Genomic DNA, 21,215 nt, shown 5'->3' on the forward strand with positions numbered 1-21,215 from the left:
GTACTGCCAGCGATCAGATTCCCACGCTGCGTGTGGGAATGGTCGAGGGGCGGGGCCGTCAGGCGAACACGAAGTACTTGCGAACGGTTTCCACGACTTCCCAGGTGCCTGTCATGCCGGGCTCTACCGCGAAGATATCTTCAGCCTTGAGGTGGATGGGTTCCATGCCGTCCGGGGTGATGATGCAGTAGCCTTCCTGGAAGTGGCAGTACTCCCATTTGAGGTAGTCCACGCGCCACTTACCGGGCGTGCAGATCCAGGTGCCCATGATCTTGCTGCCATCATCGGAGGTGTAGGCGTTGAGGTTGACGGTATGCGGGTCGCCTGCGATACGTTCCCACTTGCAGGGGTCGACGACAGGCATCGGCTGAGTGTCGCCCAGTACGGTGATTGGTGCGTTGGCCAGGGTATGGGCCGCTCACGTTACTAGCGGGCTACGCTGGCCAATTGTCTGGGGTCGACACCTTGCTGCTCATCTGCGCTGTAAGCCGCATGCACATTGGCGTTCTTTCAAGCGATTACATCCGTGCAGCGAGTCGCCCAGATGATGAAGGTGTGCGGTTCAGCACGGTTTACGCGCCGCTCCAAATCCAGGGCCCGAGCGGGTGTTGTTGCCCTTGGACAGGCGGTCGTAGAGCACCACGTTGACCGTCGCCGCCAAATTCATGCAGCCGTTGGTGGGGATGTAGACCACGTCTTCGCACCAGTCGCGGATCTCTTTGCTCAGCGAGCCATCCTCGGCACCGAAGATGTACAGCGCGCGATCCGGATGGGTGTACTCGGGGAGGGCGCGAGCACCTTCGACTAACTCCACAGCGACCGGCACGCAGCCGAGAGGCAGGATCTTGCGCAGGTCATCGATGTTGATCAGCGGAATGTCCTGATGGACTTTCTTGGTGTCGGTGACGAAATCCCTGGCGCGGTCATAACGAGTCCCGGTGTAGAACACCGAAGCCGCGCCATAGCAGCCCGCCGCCCGCATGATTGCGCCGACATTGGAAGGCGACTTCGGATTGCTCAGGCCGATGCAGGCGTAACGTTTGTTGCTCACTGGAAAAGACTCGCGCGGAAAACGCGCGAGTATACGGGACAGCCCAATGGTCGGTGGGGCCGGAATACCCGGCTCCGATCAGGGAATGAGTTTGCTGGCGCGCAGCTTGGTGAACACGTCGAAGAACGCGTCGTCACTTGCCTGATAGTCCAGAAACCCGAGCTTTCGGCTCTTCGACATGTCTGTCACCACCTCGATAGGCCGACCCAGGTCTGCGTCGGTGTGCCATGGCGAGATGAGCTTGCCGATATCCGCTTCAGCCAAACCGAACTGCTTGGCCATCTTTGCCCAGACCTCGGCATCGTTTGCCATCTGCTGCTCCAGCGGGGCGGGTTGACCGTCGAAAGGCGCCGCCTCGATGCCGAACCACTCGGCAATGCGCGACCACATCCACTTCCAGCGGAACACGTCACCGTTGACGATGTTGAAGGCCTGGTTGGCGGCGGCCGGTGTGGTCGAAGCCCAATGCAGATGCCGGGCCAGCTGGCCCGCATCGGTCATGTCGGTCAGGCTGTTCCACTGCACTTCCGAGCCCGGAAAGCGGAAAGCCCGACCGGTCTGACGGCAGATCGAGGCGTACACGGCCAGCGTCGTTGCCATGTTCATCGCGTTGCCGACTGCGATTCCGGTGACGGTGTGGGGGCGGTGAACGCTCCAGCTGAAGCCATCGCGTTCGGCCGCGGCAAATACCTCGTCTTCCTGAGCGTAGTAGAAATTCTCGACGTCGAGCCGCCCTTGTTCCTCACGAAACGGCGTCTGCGGCAGCGTGCCCTTGCCGTAGGCTTCGAATGGGCCGAGGTAATGTTTAAGGCCGGTAACCAGCGCCACATGGCGAACCGAGCCTGAAGTTCGAACGGCTTCGAGCACATTGCGAATCATCAGTGCATTGACGCGGATATTCTCCGCTTCGCTGGCTTGGCGCGCCCAGGTGGTCAGAAAGAGATGACTGGGCGAAACGTCGGTCAGCGCTGAAGACAGGGCCGTCGGGTCCAGCAGGTCTGCGCTGATCGGAGTAACCCCGGATTCCTCGCTCGGCCGCCGTGCCAGGCCGGCAACGGACCAACCTTCCTTGGCCAACAGGCGAGACACCGCGCTGCCAACGATCCCACTCGAGCCGACCACCAGTGCTTGATTTGTCATGTTCAGAACCCCACAAAGCGAAACAGGCCTGCACCTTACTCACTCGAAAATGCCGATCCAAGTCGGCACCAAATGGTAACCAGCCCCCATGCAACCCGGCTCTGACGAAGAACAATGGCGCGAAGATTGCGCCCCAAGACGTGTGCTCGAGATCTTCTCGACCAAGTGGACCAGCATGATTCTGCACACCCTGCATGCCCGCCACGACGGCGTGGCGCGTAGCGGTGCGCTGCATCGCAGCTTGCCGGGAATCTCCAAAAAGATGCTGGTGCAAACGCTGCGAGAGCTGGAGACCAGCGGCTTGATCGAACGCCACACGCTCGACTCCGTCCCGCCAGCGGTGAGCTACGCGCTCTCACCGCTCGGCAGACTGATGGTCCAACCTATCGAAATGATCTACGACTGGGCGAGGCAAAACTCCAGCGCGCTGGATCAGCTGCAGCCGAGAAGCACGTCGCGTAGGCGGGGCTGAAGCCGAACAGCTGATGCGTTGCCGCCAGCGTTTGCCTTTCTACAGGCACCAGGGCACCGCTGTTTTATGGTGCATCGCTTCACACTTTCAACATCCAACACTGCCGATTTCGCGCCCTGCAAGGTTCGAGAAAGGTAGGGCGAATCCAATGGCGCGCTGAGCGGCGCATGCACGCGATTGTTTGCGGCGGGCTCAGGCGCTGACCGTGTAAGCGGCCTGTGCTCATATTCAAAACCAGAAAGGATTTACCGTGTTGATCAAGACATCTCTGCGCGCGCTGCTGTTGGGTTGCAGCCTGCTGAGTGCGACGTGCTGGGCGGATATGGCGCCTTTGGAAATCATGAACATGGCCGGTCTGCAGCGCAGCCTGGGGCAGATCGTCGCCAAGGATTACCTCATGATCGGCGCCGGCGTGAAAGTGGACGAAGCCACCAAACAACGTGCCGCAAGCCTGGCCTTGTTCGAAGATCACCATGCCCAGCTCAAGGCGGCTGCGCCGAGTGACGCCATTCGCATTGCGTTGAACGACGTGGAACGCACCTGGGCTGATTACCGCGCTCTGGCGGCCAGTACGCCGGACAAGGCCCAGGCTCCGCTCGTACTGGCGAAGGCCGAAGAGCTGGTTCGCCAGACCCAACAAGTCACCGATCTGTTCGAGCAACACAATGGCGATGCCGCGTCGCATTCGATCAACCGCAGTGGCTGGAACCGTGTGCTGACCCAGCGCACCGCCATGTTCTACATGGCCCGTGCCTGGGGCGTGCAGGATCCGGATCTGGAAAAGGAGTTTGCAGCTTCGGTTGAAGAGTTTGGCGTCATCATGGCCGAGCTGCAGACAGCCGATGCGCCCAACGCAGAAATCGCCGAAGCCCTACGCAAGACCGACGCACGCTGGAGGTTCGCGAGCAAGGCGTTCACCTCCAAGCAGTTCGTGCCCACCATCGTGGCGGTGAATGCCGAATCGATGTTCCGTCAGCTCAACGAAATGACCCGCCTCTACGCCGGGCTGCACGACAACCGCCTGTAGCCCCCACTCTCGGCGCGCTTGAAAACCAGGTGCGCCGGGATTCGCCAGCACCGGCCCAGTCGGTCAGTCGCAGCGAATCCTGATGGCCCACTCGATCAGAGTTGGTCGCCAACAGCGGCCTTGTCGATCACGGACCAAACGTTCCGGATCTTTCCCTCGCTGAATGCGTAGAACACGTTTTCGGTGAAGGCCACCCGTTTTCCATTTACTGCAAAGCCGAATAAGTCCGCTATGGGAGTGCAATCGAACCGCAGCTGCGCTGCCAAATGGGGTGGTTCGGCGATTGACAGGCCGATGTTGAACTGCAAATCGGGAATCGCTCGGAAGTCCTCTTCAAGCATCCGGCGATAGCCGTCCAGCCCCACGGATTTGCCGTTGTAATGCACCTCGTCATGGACGAAGTGACCCAGCTCCGGCCAGTTCTGGCTGTTCAAGCAGGCGATGTAGCCTTGGTAGCAATCGGTGATCTGGTCGCCAGTCATCATTGCTCCTCAGCGTCAGTCTGGTAGTCAGGCTAGCGACTTGCGCAATAGACGCCAGCCGCACGCTCAATACGTTCGGCTGGCACGCTATAACGGCAGTGTTAGCGGGTCAGTCGAGGACCACGGCGTGGCCTTCCAATGGATTGATATCGCCTTTGATCAAGGACTCGGCCAGCGTTTGTGCCGCTTCAAGGCCGGCGTGCTCGTTCACCTGCATCCAGGGCTGCTGCGCATCGCTCACCCGAACGATAAAGGCCAGCTGCGCTTCGTTGAAGCGGCGTGTCACCTCGGCTGGCCCCCAGTCGGCGTTGCGTTTCTTAATCTGGTAAGGCGCGAAATAGGGCTGTGGTTGCGGTCCGGCCAACGTCTGGTCACGTTTGCTGTATTCATGACTTTGGGCAGACCCGGCGTAGCAGTCGTACACCAGAGCGTCTTTGAAATGTCCATGGATCTGCTGGCGAAGGCTGGCGCTACCCGAGAAGTCCACATACAGCGTGGGCACGCTCGGGTCCAGCGATGCGAGCTGGTCGTAGCCGAGCGCTTGGCGGTAGCAGCCCAGGCGTTGTACGAAATCGATATTGCCCGGGGAGGTGAGGCCGATCAGCTGTACCGCTGGATTGTCCTGCAGGCAGAACGCAGTCCCGTACGCCGTCTTGCTTGAGGCACTGGAGACCAGGATCTGGCGCGCACCGAAGAAGGCGTTGTCATCGAGAAAGTCGGCCAGCATGAACGAGGTGATGAACAGCGGGCGCAACAACATCTGGTAGTTCTCGCTCTCGGCGCGATAGGCGTCATCGCTGCTGATGCGCTGGTACTGGTTGTAGGCTGATGTGAGTTCAAGTCGATGCTCGGCACCATCGTAGAATCCGCGCTCGGAGACCCGCACCGGTTGCATGACCAGATGGCTGGCGATCGGCCAGAAGCCATAGAAGCGCTCGCCCTTCGCCAGGCCGTCGACGGTGCTTTCCACGACCTCGGCGAACCCCCAGGCAGGCATGTGAAACCACTCGGCATCGCCCGTCGGGAAGAAGTCCCAGTAGCGCAGGTGAGGGGTTTCGCCGAATGCGGCGTAAGTGACATTGTTCGTCGTCAGCGCCAGTCGGCTGATGCGCAGCAGGGCTTCGCCGGGTTTCAGCTCAGGCATCGCCTGGGTCTGAAGGCGAGTCTGCTCCATGTTTTTCTTGTTGTTCTGCAACTGGCGGATGACGCTCATCGATGGCACCTTGGGTTCGTAAATGGACGGCATTGACTGTAGCCCTTTCGTTTCTCCGCCGGGTTCGGATTTCATGAACACACGCTTGCCAAGCGCCAAGCCGCTCAAACGGCCCACTCAGCAGCGCGCCAAGGTCACCGTTCAGGCGATTTTCGACAGCTATGTTCGGATATGGCAGCGCGACGGCTGGTCTCGATTGACGACCCGGGCGGTCGCCCTGGAAGCCGGTGTGGCCATCGGCACCCTGTACGACTATTTCCCCAGCAAACACGCGCTGCACTCAGGCTACGTGCGCTATTGCGTCGAGCAGTTGCTGGAGTCCATCGAGGCGCAAGCCGTAGCGCCGGTCGCCCTTGCCTGGCCCGAGCGCATCCGGCGCCTGGTGCGCACCTTGGCCGGGGCCGAACCTCAGCTACCCTGGTTCCACCCGGACATGCTCGAACTGGAAACGCTGGTGGCTGAGCCCAAGCACCAGCGCCGGGTCTATGAGGATCTATTGGGCGCCTGGCAACGCGTCATCGACGCGGCGACCGATCTGCCGGCGCGCCCGTCAGCTGCAACCCTGGAAGCGCTTCATCTTTCGGTGTGGGGCGGACGCCGCTACGCGATGCTGGTGCAGCTTGAAGCGGATCGGATGAGCGATTGGGCCCGCTGCATGGAACAGCTATGCCTGGACAGGCTAGCGGGGCCGGTCGCCCCGGTCTGAACGCTATCGATAGACCTATCGTTTTGCTCAGCTGATCCGCTGAAGGGGGAGCCAAACGGGGTGCGCTGGCCAGCGGGAGGGCGGGGAGGCCGCCGTGCCAGCTCATGTGTAATTGCCAGGCGATTTCCAGTCGGCCGGGATAATATGCGCGCCCCATCGAGCCCTCGCATCTCAGGCCATCATGCCCGGCACCGCTATCTATACCGACTTGTCGGGTTACTACGACCTCATGTGCGCCGATATCGACTACCGCGCGCAAAGCCACTGTGTTCATCGTCTGCAGAAGCTGTTCGGTAACGGCGGCAACCGACACCTGGATCTCGCCTGTGGCACAGGTCCGCATGTACGGCACTTTCTTGATGCTGGCTATCAGAGCAGTGGGCTCGACATCAATCAGCCGATGCTGGACAGGGCGGCTCTTCGCTGTCCGGACGCTCGCTTCTCCCGGCAGGACATGTGTGATTTCACCGTGGGCCAGCCGGTCGATCTGATCACCTGCTTCTTGTATTCAATTCACTACAGTGCCGAAATCGCACGATTGCAAGCCTGCATCGCCAGCGTGCACGGTGCATTGGCAACCGGTGGGCTGTTTTGCTTCAACGCCGTCGACAAACACACCATCGACAACGCGTCATTCGTAGCGCACGACGCGAACCATCCCGATGGGTTGTTCAGCTTCAGCTCGGGTTGGCACTACGCCGGGGCGGGCGAGCAACAGCTGTTGAAACTGCGGATCGAAAGGACGACCGCAGGGCAAAGCCAGACATGGCACGACGAGCACCGCATGGTGGCGGTGAGTTTCGCCGAGCTGAGCGAGCTGCTGCAGCCATACTTCGACGTGCATGTGCTGGAGCACGATTACGAAAAGATCCTTCCCTGGAACGGGACGTCCGGCAACGCGATCTTTGCCTGTGTGAAGTTATGAGGCGTATGGCTGCGCTGGGCCGGCAATCAATGCAGGCGATTGGCCGTCGAAGACGTCTGCGTCAGATGAATCGCCTGTTGAGCTAGCTCATCGAGTAATTGATCGCGGCTTTTCTCCGCGTCGCTCATGGCTTCGGCGCCGTGTTGTTTGACCAGATAGTTATGAATCTGGCGAACTTCCTCTGACTGGAAAATGGGCACCAGGTCCTGCACCGCCACCAGACCGCTGGACGCCTGGCTCCGGGTGTTCATGACGACCTGAGGGCCACGGGCCGCCAACGGCTGAAAGCCCAGCGATTGAAAGTACGGCACCTTGCTCGCCACGCACGCCACTTCTGCATGCGGATAGCGCGCCAGCATCGCCTCGACCATGGCCCGCCCGATGCCCTGTCGGCGAAGGCTGGACTGCACCGCCAGATAGAGCAGCGCACTGGCCTCTGGGTCGTCCACGTAAGGCAGATAGAGCGCAAAACCGAGCAGACGCGCCGGGTCTTCGGCGTCCAGCGCCATGATCAGTTCGGGCTTGCCGTTCTGCGCGCCGTCCATGCTGTCCAGATAGCGATGCACCTCGAAGCCCACCACGTATTGATACAGCTGATACAGCGGGTTGCTTGATGGAAGCGAAACCGGGCTGACGTCGCTGAGATAGTCCACCACCATCTGAAGCAGCTGGCTCTCCATCGATTCCGGCGGTGGGGTATCCAGGTGGGCGAGGGTGAACATGGGCTTGGCTCCGGACGGGGTGGAACGCCGAATTGTACCGGGCGTCACACGTGAACGACGACGCAGAAGAAGGATTCCCACTTACCCGCAGTGACATAGAGGGCAAACCTATCGTGGCGATAGGCAAATATGCTGTTCACCGCTTTGCATGCCGCGGCGCGCTATAAAGCCGCTTGATGGCAGCATTTTTAAAGCTTTTTAAAGATTATGACGACAAACATCCGTTAATTATGTCGTTCAGGCTGCCTGGGACTGTTTGCTAAGTTCTTTTCAGCGGCGCGTCAACGCGTCAACGATAACCCTAAGGAGCAGAAAATATGAACGCTGAAACTGGAGAAAACACTGGTGGTGGCTGCCCGTTCGGCCACGGCGCTGGTGCGCCACGCAAACGCCCGAGCAATAAAGACTGGTGGCCCGAGGCACTGAGCCTCAATTCACTCAACCAGCACTCGCCGCGCTCCAATCCTTATGGCGGCGATTTCGACTACGCGGCCGCGTTTAGATCGCTCGATCTCGACGCGGTGATCGCCGATCTGCATGCCCTGATGACTGACTCTCAGGACTGGTGGCCTGCTGATTTCGGGCATTACGGCGGCCTGTTCATCCGGCTCGCCTGGCATAGCGCCGGTACCTACCGGATCACCGATGGCCGCGGCGGCGCTGGCGGTGGCCAGCAGCGTTTCGCCCCGCTCAACAGCTGGCCGGACAACGCATCGCTGGACAAGGCTCGGCGCCTGCTGTGGCCGATCAAGCAGAAATACGGGCGCAACCTCTCCTGGGCCGACCTCTACGTGCTCACCGGTAACGTGGCGCTGGAATCCATGGGCTTCAAAACCTTTGGCTTCGCTGGTGGCCGTGCCGACACCTGGGAGCCTGAAGAACTCTTCTGGGGGCCTGAAGGCACCTGGCTGGGCGACGAGCGCTACAGCGGCGAACGCCAGTTGCATCCCGGCCTCGGCGCCGTACAGATGGGCTTGATCTACGTGAACCCGGAAGGCCCGAACGGCAACCCGGACCCGAAAGCCTCGGCGATCGACATTCGTGAAACCTTCGCCCGCATGGCGATGAACGACTACGAAACCGTGGCACTGATCGCTGGCGGTCACACCTTCGGCAAGACCCACGGTGCTGGCGACCCCTCGCTGCTGGGCCCGGACCCGGAAGGCGCTGTGATCGAAGATCAGGGCCTGGGCTGGCGCAGTCGGTTCCAGACCGGAGCGGGCGCAGACGCCATCACCTCCGGCCTCGAAGTCATCTGGAGCCAGACGCCGACCCAGTGGTCCAACTACTTCTTCGAAAACCTGTTCAACTTCGAATGGGAGCTGACCAAGAGCCCGGCCGGCGCGCACCAGTGGGTCGCGAAAGATGCACCGGAGGTCATGCCGGACCCGTTCGACCCTAACAAGAAACGCAAGCCGACCATGCTCACCTCTGACCTGGCACTGCGCTTCGATCCGATCTACGAACCGATCTCGCGGCACTTCCTGGAGAACCCGGAGGAGTTCGCCGATGCGTTCGCCAAGGCCTGGTTCAAGCTGACCCACCGCGATATGGGGCCTATTGGCCGCTACCTCGGCCCGCTGGTGCCGCAGGAAACGCAGATCTGGCAGGACCCGATTCCCGAGTGTGACCATCCTCTGATCGATGACGCCGATATCGCTGCGCTGAAGCAGAAGATTCTGGGATTGGGCTTTTCCGTGTCCGAGCTGGTGTCGGTGGCCTGGGCATCGGCATCAACCTATCGCGGCTCGGACAAGCGCGGCGGCGCCAATGGCGCGCGTATCCGCTTCGCACCGCAGAAGGATTGGGAAACCAACAACCCGGCCCTGCTGGCTCGTGTGCTGGAAAAACTGACCGAGGTCCAGACCGAGTTCAACGCGTCGGCAACCGGTGGCAAGAAGGTCTCCATGGCCGACCTGATCGTGCTGGCCGGCTGCGCCGCGATCGAAAAAGCGGCTCAGGATGGCGGTGTGAACGTCACCGTGCCGTTTACACCGGGTCGGATGGATGCCTCGGAAGAGTGGACCGATGCGCAATCCTTCGAAGCACTACGCCCGGTCGCCGATGGCTTCCGCAACTACTACCACGAGTCGCATTTCATGGCGCCCGAGGAAGCGCTGGTCGACAAGGCGCACCTGCTTCGCCTCAGCGCGCCGGAAATGACTGTGCTGGTTGGTGGTATGCGGGTGCTGGGCACCAACGCGGACGGCGGCCAGGACGGCGTCTTCACCAAGCGCGTGGGCACCTTGTCCAACGACTTCTTCGTCAACCTGCTGAGCATGCAGAACGAGTGGGTCGCGACCGAGCACAAGAACCGCTATCAGGGGCTCGACCGCAAGACCCGTCAGCCCACCTGGACCGCCACCCGTGTGGACCTGATCTTCGGCGCGCAATCGGAGCTGCGTGCGCAGGCCGAGGTTTACGGCATGGCAGACGGCAACGAGAAGTTCGTGCAGGACTTCGTCAAAGCCTGGGACAAGGTGATGAACGCGGACCGGCTCGATATCGGCAAACCTGCCGATAATTTCAGCCAGAAGCTCTCAGCGTAAGGCAATAAGGCGGCGCCTTCGAGGCGCCGCCGATGCTGTCATGCACCGCGACGCAGAGCGGGCGGCCATAGCGGTTGCCCGCGGCGAGCGGCTCCGTTTGATCCTTCCGGCGGTCCAGTCCTGGCCCGCCCATCGCGCAGCTGGCGGACGGCTCAGCTGTTCGGCCGGCGCTGCCGTAGCACGAGCCGATGCGCGTCCTGCGCACGGTCATTCAGGCAAACACGAAGTACTTGCGGACGGTCTCTACGACTTCCCAGGTGCCGGTCATGCCGGGTTCCACCACGAAGATGTCACCCGCCTTGAGGTGGATGGGCGCCAAGCCGTCGGGCGTGATGATGCAGTAGCCTTCCTGGAAGTGGCAGTACTCCCATTTGACGTATTCCACGCGCCATTTGCCGGGCGTGCAGATCCAAGTCCCCATGATCTTGCTGCCATCATCGGAGGTGTAGGCATTGAGGTTGACGGTGTGCGGCTCGCCTTCGATTCGCTCCCATTTGCAGGCATCGACGACAGGCATGGGCTGGGTATCGCGCAGTACGGTGATCGGTGGGTTGGCCATGGGCGCTCCGGGTAAGACGTGATCGGGCGCTTACCATAGGGCGCCGCTGCCTTTGCCGGTTGTCTGGGGTCGACGCCGGGATGCCCATCAGCGCAAGGAGCGTCGTTGGGCACGCGGTCGTCTTCTGCCAACGCGTAACCCTGTCACAGCCGAGCGGGGCAGCCCCGAAGGGCTGGCCACTTCAAGCGTTACTGCGTGCGGAAGCGCCCGACCAGCTGCCGGAGTGCGCTGCTGAGTTGCCGCTGCTCCTGGGAGTAGCTTTCGACTTCCGAGGCCTGGCTCGACACCTGGGCAACCGCGTCGCTGATGGCCACCACGTTGCGGTTGATGTCCTCGGTAACCAGATGCTGTTCCTCGGTGGCAGTGGCGACCTGGGTGGTCATGTCACGGATCATCTGGACGGCATTCTCGATCTCTTCGAACGCTCCCATGACCTCACCGGACAGCTCGATGGCTTTGCTCGATTCGGTCAGGCTGCGATCCATGCTCGCGGTCACCTCGCTGATGCGGCTGACCAGCAGGTTGAGGATCTTGTTGATCTCGCCGGTTGAATCCTGGGTGCGCCTGGCCAGATTGCGCACCTCATCGGCCACCACGGCGAAGCCGCGTCCCTGTTCGCCGGCACGTGCCGCTTCGATGGCCGCGTTGAGCGCCAGCAGGTTGGTCTGTTCGGCGATCTGCTGGATGCTCGACAGGATGGTGTTGATGCTCACCGTTTCGCGCTCGAGTTCTCGAATCACCTTGCTCGAACTCTGAATGCTGGCGCCAAGATCGTTCACCCCTGCGGTACTGCGAGCGATCACTTCCTTGCCATTGCGCGTCGCGTCCAGACCCTGCGCGGAGACTTCCGCCGTCTTGACACAGTTGTGTGCCACCTCGTTGGCCGCCGAGGCCATCTCGGTGACGGCGGTGACGATCTGCTCCACCGCGCTCGACTGGCGCTGCAAGCTCTCCGACATGGCGGTGGTGCGCTCGTTGGTCTGGCTTGAAACGCTGTCGATGCTCACCGCGTTGTCCTTGATGACGGTGATCATCGACTGCGTCGACTCGATGAACTGGTTGAACCACTTGGCCAGTTCACCGGTTTCGTCCCGCGCCAGCACGGGGAGGCGGTGGGTCAGATCACCTTCGCCCTGGGCGATTGTGCGCAGCCCGTCCTTGACCAGATTGATCGGGGTGACGATGCGGTTCGCAAATACCACCCCGGCGATACCGAACAACACCACCAGCACGGCGCACGCCACCAGCGTCAGCCAGGCCAGCCTGTGCGCGCCGGCCAGGATTTCGTCAACCTGCATGAAACCGATGAATTTCCAGCCCAGGGTCGGCGAGGTGAAGACGTTGGCCAGATAATCAACGCCATCGATGTTGACCTCGATCAGGCCGTTCTCTGTGTTAGCGATGTTCGCGACGTAATCGCCTGGCAGCTCGCTGAGCTTCTTGAAGTTGTTCTCGGGTTGGTGGCCGTCGACCAGCAAGGTTCCGCTGTTTTCGACCAGCATAAAGAAACCGGTCTCGCCGAAGCGGGTTTTCTGGACCATGTCGGTCAGCGCCTTGAGCGACACGTCCGTCGCCACGACCCCAGCGAAGTTACCAGCCTGGTCCTTGAAGGCTTTGATCACCGACACGTAGACGGCGTCGTCCGGCTCCCAGTAATAGCCATCCAGGCGCGTCAGCTGGAAATTGGCGTCCTTGCCCAAGGTAAACCAGGGGCGCCCGCGCGGGTCCCAGTCGCCGTAATCTGCGGTGCCCGGCCACTCCACGTAGCCGCCCTGGGCGTCGCCCATGTAGACGTAACCGAAGTTCGGGTTGTTGTTACCGATACCCGAGAAGTAATCGAAGATATCTTTCTCGCGACCCCCGTTGGCCGTGGCGGTGGCGCCGGGTTTGCTGGGTGACCCGAAGTAGGTGGTCAGCTCGCCAGCCTCGGTGTCCCGGACGGCGGCAAAGTCGGCCATGGCCGACACGGTATGGCTGACCGAATCGAACAGTGTCACGAAGGTATTGTTCACCAGCTGGACGTCCAGGCTGCTGCTTTCCTGAAACTGGGCTTTGGCCTCCTCGGTTACGTTGCGGATGGTGAACAGGGCGACGACAAGGACCGGAACGAGCGTCGCGACCAGAAAGCTTGCTAGCAGTTTGTGTTTTATTTTCATTGTTTTCGGCCTCAGGCCAATTCATCAAGACGTCCACGCCGACCTGCGCTTCGTCCCTCGGGGAACCCTCGCGCAATCCAGTGCGCTTCGCGACCGCGCACGCCCGATTCCTCGTCGAATCGATCGCTGGCGAGTCGCGGCCGGCAAGACGTTATCGGCACGGGTCTGTCAAGCTTTGAGGTGGCCCCGTACTTTTCCGACCAACGCACTTTATGGCGCAAGGCGGGGCTTACAGGGACACCGGGTGTTTCGATGCACGTCATCTCACGGGCGATCGGCCAAGCGCCGTTAGCAGTTCGCCGGGGGCGGTATCGGTCTGTGGAAGTGTTTACTCGCTGCTTTCGCTGTTAAGCCTGACGCGCTTCGGCGCTTATCTCGGCGGCTGATCTGCGGCCGGAGTGGTCGCGGTCCCGCAGCGACTTAAAGGCGGCACCCGGCGCTTATGGCGTCTCCCTTGCCGGTCACTTGTCCGCTACCAGGCAAGGCTTCGCGCCGGGGCGGGACGGTCCGGGCGATGCGGGGCGCCGACGCAGGCTCAGTCCGGCGTGAACCACCAGTGTCGCGATGACCAGCGCGCCGCCATAAAGCGTCGAGGTTGCGGGTGTCTCGTTCAGGAAATACCAGGCCCACAGCGACCCCAGCACGCTTTCCAATAGATAGAAGAGCGCGACTTCGGCAGACGGCAGATAGCGGGTCGCGTTATTGATCAGCAGCGTGGCCAGCGGCATCTGGATCAGACCCATGATTGCCAGCGCCCAATAGCTCGTCGTACCCAGGCCCAACGGCTCGGCCTTGGGCCAGGCGATCACCGCAGCCGCCAGGCCGCCGAGCGCGATGAGGGGCATCCGTTCGATAGCGCGATGGCGGCGCAGCAGGGTGAGATTGGCGCCCACCGCTGCCGAGGACAACAGCGCATAACCGTTACCGGCCAGATCGGTGGGGGTGAAGGCGCCGGCAAATACAATCATGATCCCCAGCGCCGCCACGCCGATGGCTAGCCAGGTGTGCAACGCCACCGACTCGCCCAGGAAAAAGCGTGTGAACAGGGCGGCGAACAGGGGCGCCGTGCTGAGCACGACCACCACGTTGGCCACCGTGGTATGGATGACCGCGAGCACGAAAAAGATCGAAATAAAGGCCAACAGCAAGGCCGAGGCGGCGCTGATCAGCGGTTGCGCCTTGAGACTCGCCCGGCTTTTGGCCGACAGCGAGAACGCACCCAGCGCCAGAAACATCAACAGCCCCCGCCAGAACACGATGCTCCAGCCATCGGCCTGTGCCAGGCGCACCAACAGGCCATCGAAGCTGAGTACGACGATGCCGCTGCTCACCAGAAGCAGGCCGCGCGTTGAATCGTTCAATCGTGGCTCCTCCGGTTACCGCTGCCCAGCGCCTGTCGTTGCCCGGGCGCGGCCTCACTCTAAGCCGCGTCCGGACGCTGCGGCAATGATGGCTGCTTTGTTCGCCAAGCACCTGCCCAGAAGCGCCCCGGCACACTGCAGTTCGCGACTTCAAAGGCTATTGCTTACCCGAGACTTGGCAGCCGATTCAAAAAGGGGCCGTATTGGCCGGTGCACGTAACGCCGTCAGATCTCTTCCCACAAGCGGCTCGAAGACCAACGCGACTCGCATCGCTACCTGACGCTCTACAGCCTGATCGTGATGCCCTTCGTGGGGCACGCAAGCTCGTATCCCGCCGGCGCCCCTTCACCACGCCGGACAGCACTCCCGACGCCTGAGATTGGCGCTGGCTTCTGCTCATAACTGGGCGAACGGGGCGGCTGTGTTGCTAGACGGGTTCGACCTGCCTCTGCTGATGGGAGCTCATCGGCGCCCTGGCAAGCGCCGCCTGCAGCTTCGCCACCCTCGCCTCCAACTACACCTAGCAATTCGATAGCTGGCGCGAGGCAGTTAGATTCAACCGTTCGGTTTATGGTTGGCGGAGAAGCCGCAGGCTATGTTGCGCATGCCGCGCCGCAACAGGTCCGTATTCCCCAATCCTCGGCGGATTGGTTGTGGGAACAGGATGTGAACCACTATCCCGAATGGAGCTACACCATGTTCAATAAAAAGACCCTGCTCGCCCTTCTTATCTCTGCCGCTGCTGCCAATGCCATGGCCGCGTCCAGCGAAGCCTACGTAGACCAGGATGGCAACAATCAACAGGCTACCGTGACTCAGGAGGGCGGCGATCAGTTCGCTCTGGTCTTCCAGGACGGTGAAGGCAACATCGGTACTACTTATCAAGCTGGCTCCGACAACCTTTCGGGTGTCTACCAGGCGGGCAACATGAACGTTGCTGCCGTGACTCAGAGCAGCACCAACTCTGGCTCCACTGTTGTCCAGGCTGGCGTTGCGAACAAGGCTGAGGTCCTGCAAGTGGCAACTAATAACACGTCCTTTGTCAACCAGACCGGTGAAGCGAACGAGGCCTTCGTCACCCACGGTGGTGGTGGCAGCCATTTCTCGGAGGTGACTCAGAACGGCATTAGCAACGATGCCACCCTGAAGCAAGGTGGCAATGGAAACTGGTCATTTATCACCCAGGCCGGTAATGACAACAAGGCCAATGTCGGACAGTACGGTAATAACAACCTGTCAGACGTATCTCAGAACGGTAACGACAACGTCGCTACTGTCAGCCAGAAAGATACTGGTATCGTCTATGCCGACCAGATCGGAACTGGCAACGAGTTACTCGTTACCCAAGGCGATCTGGCCGTCGCAGAAATTCTCCAGACTGGTGAATTCAACGACGTTGAAATTGAGCAAAAAGGCAGTGGCAATTACGCCAATGTCGACCAGTACGGTCAGTCGAACAACACCGATATCACCCAGTCCGGCACTGACAATGATGCCTATATCGTTCAAAGCGGCGTGAGCAACATGGCTGTCGCTATGCAGTCTGGCGTGGGTGATCTGGCATCTATCATCCAGGCTGGTTCGAACAACATGGCTACCGTTACTCAGAAGTAAAAGTTACTGCAGTGACACCCAGCCCGGCGAACGCCGGGCTTCTTGTTTTTAGCCGACGGAGAATTGCAGCGGCTATCGAAGCGGTTTGGCGCGCTTCGTCGACGCAGTACCGGTGGACGCATGAACAGCTCTCGCTGAGCGGCGTTGCAGCAAGCTGGCCGGCAGCGTGCGACCTCCTTGTCTGGAGCGAGTCATCAAGGCTGGAATCGCGCAACGCCTGCTGCTCCGCAGTTTGTGCTCAGCAAGCCTCAGCCTGTCGTTCGTAGGGCTGGCTCAGAGGCGTCGCGTCAAGCGTCCCCTGAAGCTCCGCTACCAACACATCCACCTGATGCAGCGCCTCGGCCACCGAGGCCGCCAATACGTCGCCGCCTGTTTCCTGCCCTTCGATGGCGATCTGGTGGATGCGGGTGATGCCGATGAAATTAAGTGCGGTCACCAGGTTCGGCTCCAGGTGGTTCATATGCGCCATCTCGCCACCGGGACCAAAGCCGATGCCGCCCCTGGCGCTGAGGATGACCGCATGCCGTGGTCGGTCCGCCAGCAAGGGTACGTAAGGTTCAGGTAGTTTGGTTTCGTCGACATCGACCGTCCGGCCCGGCCGCACGATCAGGTCAATCCAGGCCTTCAGCGCGGCGGGCATGCCGAAGTTGTAAAGCGGCGTGCCGATGACTAGTACATCGGCAGCGATCAGCTCATCGACCAACCGGTCGCTTTCCGCCAACGTTTCCGTCATCCAAGGCTCACGGCGTTCTTCCGGCGTGAAGCTGGAGGCGATCCAGTCATGGCTGATATAGGAGGGCGGGTTCTGCCCGATGTCCCGGTAGGTCACGCTGTCCTGTGCGCGGCGGGCCATCCACTGGCTGACGAAACGGTGGGTGAGATTACGGCTGTGGGAGCCGTGCTCGTCTTTGCCGGCAAAGCCGGGGCGGGCGCTGGCGTCGAGGTGCAGTAGGTGCGTCATGGTGATTCTCCTCTGTGATTGAATTCATCTGTCGTTCGCGGTAAATCCAGCCTAGGGCTAGGCTATGCGAGCGACAAACGACCATTTCTTTCGGTTACAGATGAGGAAGATTCAGCCATGGCGCACCGCTGGTTACCTTCGCTTTCTGCGCTACGTGCCTTCGAAGCCGCCGCCCGCCACGAGAGCGCCAAGCAGGCCGCCGAGGAGTTGAATGTCACCGCCACGGCGGTCAGCCATCAGATTCGCTCGCTGGAAGAATCCCTCGGCGTGGCGCTGTTTCTGCGCAAACCCCGGCAGCTGGAGCTCACCGCCCAAGGCCGTGACCTGCAGCAGACGCTGGAGACCGCGTTCGACAGCATCAGCGCCACGGTCCAACGCCTTAGTGCGGGGCCGTGCCGGCAGGCGATCACCCTCAGCACTACTCCGGCCATTGCCGTGCGCTGGCTGGTGCCCTGGGTCTGCCTGCTGCGCGATTCGCATCCTGATATCGACCTGCGCTTCCACACCTCGCACGAGCCGGTGGCGTTGGATGGCGTTACGGCGGATATCGCCATCCGCTACGGCGACGGGCGCTGGTCAGGGCTGGTGGCCGAGAAGCTGATCGACAACACCTTCGTTCCGGTCTGTAGCCCGCTGTTGGGCCTTCGCGACGTCGCTGACCTGCCCAACCACCCGCTGATCCACTTTCACGCGCGGGGTGCCGCCTCGGCGCCGATACGTTGGGCGGCGTGGCAGAAGCTCGCCAAGGTGCCGGGGCTGGATGTCAGCGCCGGGCTGGTCTTCTCCGACGAGACCCACGCCATCTCAGCCGCCATCGGCGCGCAGGGCGTGGCGCTGATGAGCCGTCAGTTGATCGAGGATGAACTGAGGGGAGGGCGGTTGGTGCAGCCGTTCGGCCCGGAGATGGCGGGCAAGCCGTTTCATCTGGTTTATCCCGAAAGCCGCCGGGATGATCCGACGGTGCTGGCTGTGAGGGAGTGGGTGATGAAGGTGCCGGGTGGGTTGTGTGAGCTGACTGGCTAATTCGCCGCAGCGTAGGGTGGAAACGGCAAAGCCCTTTCCACGCGTCAGTCCGCATCACCGGCGTACCCCTCTACCTCATCGCCGCACCAATCAACCGGATAAACACCGGCCGCGACCGCTCGATGAAAGCTCGAGTAGGGCCAGTCGACGACGCGCTTCACCAGGCCGTGCTTCAACGGGTTCCGATGAACGTAGTCGACGTGATGCCGGTAATCCCGTTCATCTCGAATCAGGTGTTCCCAGTAGCGCCGCTGCCATATTCCGCGCTCGCCGCGGGAGCGCTGGGTTGCCGTCAGTACCTCGGTCTTCGGGAGGCGCCGGGCGAAAGCGAACTTGATGACTTTCCAGCGCAGGGCGAAGTCAGCGTCGCCATCCGGGAGCGTCCAGACGCAATGCATGTGATCGGGCAGCACGACCCAGGCGTCGATGTAGAAGGGATGGCGTGCGCGTGTGGCACGCACCGTCTCGCGTAGCAAGTCGACATGGCGGATCAGCAGATCGCTGCGACGGTTATGCAGATTTACGGTGAAGAAATACGTGGCGCCCGGGACGTGGGCGCGGCGGTAGCGGGACATGGCGGCTCATCCTTGAGCGTTGTGTTGGCGGAAGGTCCGTATCGGTGGATAAGCAAAGCGTTATCCACCCTACGGATCTCAACCGCCCACACCGCCGATGCATCGACGTTGCCGAAGGTAGGGTGGAAAACGGCGAAGCCTTTTCCACGCGTCACTTCCAGGCTACCTCGCTACGAGAGTTGCAGGTTTGCGAACTCAAATGCTTGTAAATTTCCTTAGTCATCAGCGAGATGAGACGGCTTTCGGGTCATAGCTAAATATCTCTTTGGTAATAGTCCTGTTTCAAAATCGACGCTTTTATTCTTTACTTTTCCTTTAAACAACAAATACAAGTTGTCGTCGGACTCGCCAACTATGCATGCCCCCATTCGAGTGGTGTTATTTAAAAAGATAACCGATTGGGTGCAAGTTGTTGCAAATTCAAACGCCTGCTTTTCTGCGCGCTCAATCGCCGAAGACACCGTGATTTTCCAAAATCCGTACAATACGGCTGCTAGGCTAATTGCCAAAACCGTTACGAAAAGAAATTGCTTTGTTCGGGCATGCCTTTTCGATAGTTTCCCTGCTGCCTTGGTTAGCATATTCTTAAGCCAGTTGTCTTTGCTGGCTTCATTCTCGGGATTCTCAGCAAGAGCCATTGCATAAGTTGCAAACATGATCACACTAAGTGCTATGAACGAAGCCGCCATAATTACTAGAAAGCTGACGCCGCCATAGACGGCATAGATTTGGTTCGAGAACCCGAGCCGATTGATAGGGGCGTCTAGTCGAGTGCTTAGTGTTTCTAAATATACGTAGCCGTTCGTGAAAAACAGTGCAAATACTACTGCAATTGCAGATAACCCCTCTATTTTAAAAAGTGTAGGTAATCTGATGGGTGTCTTTTCATCAGCGGTCATTTATATTCCTCAGTTATCTATTGCAGTGGTTATTTAATCGTTTCCGCAATGGATCGGGCGGTTATTATTCGTGTGTAATGATGCCGGATTTTGGGCTTGGCGGTTATTAGCTTCGTGGGCAACGTCCCATGAACGGAATGACGGGCTTTGGTGGCGCGGACTGTTTCACGCAGCAGGTCAATGTGGCGGACAAGAAAGTCGCTTCGGCGATTACGTATGTTGACCGTGAATAAATAGGTTGCGTCCCGGTGGGCGCGGCGGTATCGAGACATGCGGCTCATCCTTGAGCGTTATGTTGGTGGGAGGTCCGTATTGGTGGATAAGCAAAGCGTTATCCACCCTACGCCATCTCACCCGCTCACACCGCCGACGCATCGACGTTGCCGGAGCGTAGGGTGGAAAACGGCGAAGCCTTTTCCACGCGTTTCTTCCAGGCTACCTCGCTTTAGTTAATATTGTTGACCTTTGAAAAATAGATTATCGATGAAACTTACTGCCCAGCGGAATAAGTAGTTGAGGCTGTCCTTTTCGAATGGATATTTTTCTTCGAATAATCGCTTAAGTTCTGATATGACAAACTCATGAGCGGTTGATTCCTGGTTTAGAGAAAATATAGCCTCTAAGAAGTCCTTGCAGTCGCTATCAGTTTCGAATGCAGAATTTTCTTGGGAGACAAGCTTGTCAAAGAATAGCTTTCTTTTGAGTCCATTGATCTCGGTTAGTAAAGAGTATTTTCCGTATTTTTTTTCAAGCTGAGAGTCGTCAGCGATTCGGCGTATGATCTTGGGTTTGTTTCTTGAGCGTGAAACTATTTCTGATTCAATGAATTTAATTCTGCTTTCGGTATCTGGGGGTGTTAGATGATTTAGAAGCCAGTATATAGGGTAAAATTCAGAGTTAAGCCGGCATATGATGGACAGATATTCTGATGGAGAGCATTCAAGGGATGAGCTCAACAAAGCCTTGAATATATCTTCCTCGTGTAAGCTTTTCGTTCTATTGATTACTGAAGTGGTTTCAACTATTTCGCCGACTATGCGTACCGCCGGGGCACCAATTTCAGAAACGGAATGGCGATCAAGTATTTTTATTTGGTCAAGTAAAGACTCGTCCAGAAGGAATTTTTGAGCGGTGCCAGGGGAGTCCATTTCTCCGGTGACCTTGTTAAGTAGCGAGATGTTGCTTATGCCAACTGTCGATACTTTGGTAAACAAGTCTAGCCATTTCTTGTTGTTGCTTTCTTGTATTTGGTTTATCAGGTGGTTTAGGTCGCCAGATTTGATTTTTGAGGACTTTGCGTTGTAACGAAAGTAAATGTCAGAGTCGTTTGTTTTAGGCGAATCTTTGATGCATATCACAGGTTTCTTTTTGGCTTCATAAACTTGCATCAAGCCGATAGTCTTACCAGCGATTTCGCATGTGTGTAGTGAAAAGTCTATGTAAGGCGAAAAATGCTCGTTGAAAGAATGGGAGATATCTGCTTCGTCTATCTCGAAAGACTCTAGCCCTATTAGTTTGTGCGGGTTGTTTCCTATTCCGAAAATTATTACGCCGCCTGCGTTATTAGAGAAAGCAGCTGCCGACTTTCCGATGTTCGATTTAAATTCTTTATTACCCCAGTTGAAGCATTCTTTGAATTCGATTCCGGTGGATTCGCGACGTTTTAGGATGTTTTTTTCATCTACTGGCCGAAAAAAGTTATCGAGCCATTCCTCATCGATTTTCATGATCGGTTCGCCTCATAAAAAACCCCGCACAGGGCGGGGCTTTCATATCGTT

General features: G+C 59.2%; 20 protein-coding genes and 2 pseudogenes. 7 read left to right on the forward strand and 15 right to left on the reverse strand.

What is annotated here, in order from left to right; genetic code table 11:
• Window positions 1-58 precede the first annotated feature (58 nt).
• From ACQKEK_RS17475 to ACQKEK_RS17485, 3 genes are all read right to left on the reverse strand, one after another.
• Entirely contained in the window at window positions 59-364 is a 306-nt protein-coding gene (locus ACQKEK_RS17475) for a cupin domain-containing protein (protein ID WP_499143898.1), read from the reverse strand.
• 198 nt (window positions 365-562) lie between these two features.
• Entirely contained in the window at window positions 563-1,051 is a 489-nt protein-coding gene (locus ACQKEK_RS17480) for an RNA methyltransferase (protein ID WP_128119033.1), read from the reverse strand.
• A 78-nt stretch (window positions 1,052-1,129) separates the two neighbouring features.
• Complete coding sequence (locus ACQKEK_RS17485) at window positions 1,130-2,191, reverse strand: SDR family oxidoreductase (RefSeq protein WP_499143897.1); 1,062 nt, start codon at window positions 2,189-2,191, stop codon at window positions 1,130-1,132.
• Window positions 2,192-2,279: 88 nt separating this feature from the next.
• Between ACQKEK_RS17485 and ACQKEK_RS17490 the strand changes: the two genes are divergently transcribed.
• The gene (locus ACQKEK_RS17490; RefSeq protein ID WP_128119034.1) at window positions 2,280-2,663 is read left to right on the forward strand and encodes a winged helix-turn-helix transcriptional regulator; all 384 of its coding nucleotides are present in this window, start codon (window positions 2,280-2,282) and stop codon (window positions 2,661-2,663) included.
• Between the two features lie 250 nt (window positions 2,664-2,913).
• Window positions 2,914-3,690: a type IV pili methyl-accepting chemotaxis transducer N-terminal domain-containing protein gene (locus tag ACQKEK_RS17495; RefSeq protein WP_499167658.1), complete on the forward strand. Its 777-nt coding sequence runs from the start codon at window positions 2,914-2,916 to the stop codon at window positions 3,688-3,690.
• Window positions 3,691-3,785: 95 nt separating this feature from the next.
• Here the strand turns inward: ACQKEK_RS17495 and ACQKEK_RS17500 are convergent, their stop codons facing one another.
• Window positions 3,786-4,172: an ester cyclase gene (locus ACQKEK_RS17500; RefSeq protein ID WP_499143895.1), complete on the reverse strand. Its 387-nt coding sequence runs from the start codon at window positions 4,170-4,172 to the stop codon at window positions 3,786-3,788.
• A 109-nt stretch (window positions 4,173-4,281) separates the two neighbouring features.
• Window positions 4,282-5,385 (reverse strand): DUF2855 family protein, encoded by a 1,104-nt coding sequence (locus ACQKEK_RS17505; protein WP_499143894.1) that lies wholly within the window; start codon window positions 5,383-5,385, stop codon window positions 4,282-4,284.
• A gap of 73 nt (window positions 5,386-5,458) precedes the next feature.
• Between ACQKEK_RS17505 and ACQKEK_RS17510 the strand changes: the two genes are divergently transcribed.
• Window positions 5,459-6,091, forward strand: coding sequence for a TetR/AcrR family transcriptional regulator (locus tag ACQKEK_RS17510; RefSeq protein WP_046162367.1), 633 nt, complete (start codon window positions 5,459-5,461; stop codon window positions 6,089-6,091).
• A gap of 181 nt (window positions 6,092-6,272) precedes the next feature.
• Complete coding sequence (locus tag ACQKEK_RS17515) at window positions 6,273-7,016, forward strand: class I SAM-dependent DNA methyltransferase (RefSeq protein WP_499143893.1); 744 nt, start codon at window positions 6,273-6,275, stop codon at window positions 7,014-7,016.
• Between the two features lie 26 nt (window positions 7,017-7,042).
• On the opposite strand, the gene ACQKEK_RS17520 is transcribed toward ACQKEK_RS17515, so the two are convergent.
• Window positions 7,043-7,738 (reverse strand): GNAT family N-acetyltransferase, encoded by a 696-nt coding sequence (locus ACQKEK_RS17520; RefSeq protein WP_499143892.1) that lies wholly within the window; start codon window positions 7,736-7,738, stop codon window positions 7,043-7,045.
• Window positions 7,739-8,055: 317 nt separating this feature from the next.
• Here ACQKEK_RS17520 and katG point away from each other — a divergent pair, with 317 nt between their 5' ends.
• Window positions 8,056-10,287 carry a catalase/peroxidase HPI gene (katG, locus tag ACQKEK_RS17525; RefSeq protein ID WP_499143891.1) on the forward strand — a complete coding sequence of 744 codons (2,232 nt, stop codon included), beginning with the start codon at window positions 8,056-8,058 and terminating at the stop codon, window positions 10,285-10,287.
• 211 nt (window positions 10,288-10,498) lie between these two features.
• Here katG and ACQKEK_RS17530 read toward each other — a convergent pair whose 3' ends face one another.
• From ACQKEK_RS17530 to ACQKEK_RS17545, 4 genes and pseudogenes are all read right to left on the reverse strand, one after another.
• Window positions 10,499-10,846: a cupin domain-containing protein gene (locus ACQKEK_RS17530; protein WP_127839734.1), complete on the reverse strand. Its 348-nt coding sequence runs from the start codon at window positions 10,844-10,846 to the stop codon at window positions 10,499-10,501.
• A 188-nt stretch (window positions 10,847-11,034) separates the two neighbouring features.
• Window positions 11,035-11,880, reverse strand: a complete 846-nt coding sequence (locus ACQKEK_RS17535; protein ID WP_499167661.1) for a methyl-accepting chemotaxis protein — start codon at window positions 11,878-11,880, stop codon at window positions 11,035-11,037.
• A 66-nt stretch (window positions 11,881-11,946) separates the two neighbouring features.
• Window positions 11,947-13,002, reverse strand: a pseudogene (locus ACQKEK_RS17540) (cache domain-containing protein); the annotation flags it as partial.
• A 461-nt stretch (window positions 13,003-13,463) separates the two neighbouring features.
• Window positions 13,464-14,363: a DMT family transporter gene (locus ACQKEK_RS17545; RefSeq protein ID WP_499143890.1), complete on the reverse strand. Its 900-nt coding sequence runs from the start codon at window positions 14,361-14,363 to the stop codon at window positions 13,464-13,466.
• A gap of 571 nt (window positions 14,364-14,934) precedes the next feature.
• Between ACQKEK_RS17545 and ACQKEK_RS17550 the strand changes: the two genes are divergently transcribed.
• Complete coding sequence (locus ACQKEK_RS17550) at window positions 14,935-15,978, forward strand: hypothetical protein (protein WP_499143889.1); 1,044 nt, start codon at window positions 14,935-14,937, stop codon at window positions 15,976-15,978.
• Between the two features lie 238 nt (window positions 15,979-16,216).
• Here the strand turns inward: ACQKEK_RS17550 and ACQKEK_RS17555 are convergent, their stop codons facing one another.
• A complete protein-coding gene (locus ACQKEK_RS17555; protein WP_499143888.1) occupies window positions 16,217-16,939 on the reverse strand; it encodes an FMN-dependent NADH-azoreductase in 723 nt (240 codons plus the stop codon).
• A 117-nt stretch (window positions 16,940-17,056) separates the two neighbouring features.
• Between ACQKEK_RS17555 and ACQKEK_RS17560 the strand changes: the two genes are divergently transcribed.
• Entirely contained in the window at window positions 17,057-17,962 is a 906-nt protein-coding gene (locus ACQKEK_RS17560; protein ID WP_499143887.1) for a LysR substrate-binding domain-containing protein, read from the forward strand.
• Window positions 17,963-18,006: 44 nt separating this feature from the next.
• Here ACQKEK_RS17560 and ACQKEK_RS17565 read toward each other — a convergent pair whose 3' ends face one another.
• The 4 genes and pseudogenes from ACQKEK_RS17565 to ACQKEK_RS17580 form a co-directional block, all read right to left on the reverse strand.
• Entirely contained in the window at window positions 18,007-18,537 is a 531-nt protein-coding gene (locus ACQKEK_RS17565; RefSeq protein ID WP_499143886.1) for an REP-associated tyrosine transposase, read from the reverse strand.
• 215 nt (window positions 18,538-18,752) lie between these two features.
• Window positions 18,753-19,436 carry a hypothetical protein gene (locus ACQKEK_RS17570; protein WP_499143885.1) on the reverse strand — a complete coding sequence of 228 codons (684 nt, stop codon included), beginning with the start codon at window positions 19,434-19,436 and terminating at the stop codon, window positions 18,753-18,755.
• A 128-nt stretch (window positions 19,437-19,564) separates the two neighbouring features.
• A pseudogene (locus tag ACQKEK_RS17575) lies at window positions 19,565-19,708 on the reverse strand (REP-associated tyrosine transposase); the annotation flags it as partial.
• Window positions 19,709-19,885: 177 nt separating this feature from the next.
• A complete protein-coding gene (locus tag ACQKEK_RS17580; protein WP_499143884.1) occupies window positions 19,886-21,163 on the reverse strand; it encodes an AlbA family DNA-binding domain-containing protein in 1,278 nt (425 codons plus the stop codon).
• Window positions 21,164-21,215: the final 52 nt, after the last annotated feature.

The sequence above is a fragment of the Pseudomonas sp. NPDC077408 genome (genome assembly GCF_050269105.1).
In the GTDB taxonomy this organism is placed as follows: domain Bacteria; phylum Pseudomonadota; class Gammaproteobacteria; order Pseudomonadales; family Pseudomonadaceae; genus Stutzerimonas.